Source organism: Nocardia sp. NPDC050799 (assembly GCF_040654015.1).
In the GTDB taxonomy this organism is placed as follows: Bacteria; Actinomycetota; Actinomycetes; order Mycobacteriales; family Mycobacteriaceae; genus Nocardia.
This window is the reverse complement of sequence record NZ_JBFAHF010000101.1, coordinates 1-1,993: the sequence shown is the minus strand read 5'-3', so window position 1 is coordinate 1,993 and position 1,993 is coordinate 1. Positions and strand designations below refer to the sequence as shown.

Sequence of the window (1,993 nt, the reverse complement as noted above, 5' to 3'; positions counted from 1 at the left end):
CCGGCGCCGACGGATCCACCGCCACCGCCGCGGCCAGCAACTCCGGCAATGTCGACGCCGGCACCGCCGCACCACCCGTGCGGGACAGGACCTCGCGTCGTTCACTCGGATCGAGGAGTTCGAGATCGCCGAGCACCGCGTCCGGGTCGGCGGCGACCGCCGACAGCAACCGCTGGAACCGGGTGATCATCGTGGACGCGGTGGCTTCGTCGAACAGTTCGGTGGCGTAGTTCACCACCAGTTCCAGACCGCCCGAACCGTTTTCGGCCAGCGAGAACTGGAGGTCGAAACGCGCCACATCGTCGGCGATCTCCAGCCCGGCGACGGTCAGCCCGGCCAGGTCCAGCGCCGGCGCCTCCTGGTTCTGGAACGACAGCGCCACCTGGAACAACGGGTTGCGCGCCTGCGAACGCTCCGGGGCCAGCAGATCCACCAGCCGCTCGAACGGCACATCGGCATTGCCGAACGCGTCCAGGTCCGTCCGGCGGGCCCGATCCACCAGATCGGCGAAGGTTTCGCCCGATCCGACCGCGGTCCGCAGCACCAGCGTATTGACGAACATGCCGACCAGATCGTCGAGCGCCTGCTCACCACGACCCGCGATCGGCGTACCGATCGCGATGTCGTCGCTACCGGACAACCGCGCCAGCAACGCCGCCAAACCGGCGTGCAGCACCATGAACATCGACGCGCCGCGAGCACGGGCCAGGGCGTTCAGATCCCGCACCAGCTCGGCGTCCAGCTCGCCGTGCACCCGCGCGCCGCGCAGCGACGCCACCGCGGGACGCGGGCGGTCGGTGGGCAGCGCCAGTTCGTCGGGCAGGTCCGCGAGGGTGTCCTGCCAGAACGCGAGCTGGCGGGCCATCGGGGCGTCCGGGTCGTCCTCGGCGCCCAGGACCTGCCGCTGCCACAGTGTGTAGTCGGCGTACTGGACCGGCAGCGGCGCCCAGCCCGGCAGCTCGCCCTGGGTGCGCGCCGCGTACGCGGTCATCACATCCCGGGCCAGCGGCGCCAGCGAGAAACCGTCACCGGCAATGTGGTGCAACACCACGACCAGGACGAATTCTTTGGGCGCGACGGCGAAGAGACGGACCCGCACCGGCACGGCGGCGGCCACATCGAAGCCGGTCGCCGCGAACTCGGCGATCTGTGTCACCACCTCGTCCGCGGACACCTGCTCCGGCTCCAGGACCGGTACGGCCCGGTCGGCCGGGAGGATCTGCTGCACCGGCCGGCCACCCTGCTCCGGGTACCGGGTCCGCAGCGATTCGTGCCGGGCCACCACATCACCGAGCGCCGCGCGCAAGGCCGCCACCTCGAGATCGCCGGTGAGGCGGATCGCCATCGGCAGGTTGTAGGCCGCCGAGGAGGTGTCGTACTGGTTCAGGAACCACATCCGCTGCTGCGCGTAGGACAGCGGCACCAGTTCCGGCCGCGGCCCGGCGACCAGCTCCGGCCGGGACCGGGCGCCGGATTCCTCCACCCGGAGGGCGAGCGCGGCCACGGTCGGCGCCTCGAACAGCGCGCGGACCGCCACCTGGGTACCGAGGGCCGCGCCGATCCGGGCCGCGACCTGCATACCGATCAGGGAGTTACCGCCCAGCTCGAAGAAGTCGTCGTCCGCGCCGACCCGCTCCACGCCCAGCACGTCGGCGAAGGTCGCCGCCACGATCTCCTCGATCGGGGTGGACGGCGCCCGGAATACCCGGGCCGCGAAGACCGGTTCGGGCAGCGCCCGGCGATCGAGCTTCCCGCTGGCGTTCAGCGGGAAGGCGTCGAGCACGACGAACGCGGCGGGCACCATGTACGACGGCAACCGGCCCGACAGGGCGGCGCGCAGCGCGTCGGTCTCGACCGCGGCGCCGGCGGCCGGCACCACATAGCCGACCAGCTGATCCCCGGTGCGCGCGTCACCACGCATGACCACCACGGCCTGCCCGACCTCGTCCACACCGGTCAGCGCCGACTCGATTTCGCCGAGTTCGATGCGCAG

At 71.7% G+C, this 1,993-nt stretch carries 1 protein-coding gene; it reads right to left on the bottom strand.

Annotated elements, in window-relative coordinates:
- On the bottom strand, positions 1-1,993 hold a 1,993-nt coding region (locus AB0H42_RS35605; protein ID WP_357064260.1), incomplete at both ends, for a condensation domain-containing protein.